Source organism: Ralstonia sp. 1138, from assembly GCF_040544795.1.
GTDB lineage: Bacteria > Pseudomonadota > Gammaproteobacteria > Burkholderiales > Burkholderiaceae > Ralstonia > Ralstonia flatus.
The window spans coordinates 1-1,139 of the sequence record NZ_JBEPKQ010000025.1; the positions used below are offsets into that span (position 1 = coordinate 1).

The following is a 1,139-nucleotide window of genomic DNA, read 5'->3' on the forward strand; positions in this document are numbered from 1 at the left end:
TGAGCCGAGGCAAGGTGACGAAGACGGTTGCCGGCACGACGACGGCTGTTGGGACATCGGGCCGCTACCTCCGGATCTATCACACCGATGCGACCAATGCGGTAGGGGTCACGGGGATGAAGGTCTTCTCAGGTGGAGTGGATGTCGCGGCGGGCAGGGCGAGTCGCAGTGGCGTTGATAGTGGCAGTCTTGGTTTGTCGCAGTTGAATAACCCGAATGCGTTGACGGATGGCAGCTTCGGCGGGAGCTGGAATGGGAATGGTACGCCGGCGACGAGCAACATGGCCTATGCCAGGGCGGATGCCGGCGCGGGGGGGTACATCGAACTGGATCTGGGCTCGGTGCAGAACATTGATGCGGTTTCGTTGTGGGGCCGCACCGATCAGTGGGCGTATGAAGCCAACAACCTGCGTGTGTTCGTGTCGGACGCCGCGTTTGGGGCCAACGAAACCTACGCCAGCCTGAGTGCGAACACCGGCATGGCGCGCGTGGATGTGGGAGCGGTGACGGGTAACGCCACCGACCAGTACGCTGACACAGTCACCAGCGTTGAGAACGTGGTTGGTACGGTACTGGATGACACCCTGATCGGTGATATCAACAGCAACTTCCTCTGCGGCGGTGAGGGTAATGACACCATCAACGGCGGAGCGGGAGATGACGTGCTGTACGGCGGTGCCGGCAACGACACGATCAATGGCGGTGACGGCAACGACAAACTCGCTGGCGGTCTGGGCGTCGACACGGTGAGTGCTGGCGCGGGCGACGACCTGATCCTGCAGGACATCGAGCGAAGCAGCGACCGGCTGGACGGCGGTGCGGGCAACGACACGGTCGATTACAGCGTTACGACGGTGTATGGCAACACTGGCATCAGCGCGGATTTGACTCAAGGCAAGGTAACGAAGACGGTTGCCGGCACGACGACGGTCGTTGGGGAAACGGGGCGTTACATCCGGATCTATAGCACCACCTATAACGCAACGGTGTCCCTGACGGGGATGAAGGTCTATGCGGGGAGCGTGGACGTTGCGGCGGGCAAGGCGACTCGCAGCGGTGTAGACAGCGGCAGTCTGGGCGGAACGCAGTGGAATAACGTGAATGCGTTGACGGACGGCAACATTGGTGGAAGTTGGAAC

General features: G+C 61.5%; 1 protein-coding gene. It reads left to right on the forward strand.

All coding sequences use genetic code 11. The features are described from left to right. Positions 1-14 precede the first annotated feature (14 nt). The coding region (locus tag ABIC76_RS25545; RefSeq protein ID WP_354535655.1) for a calcium-binding protein at positions 15-1,139 on the forward strand (1,125 nt) is incomplete at its 3' end.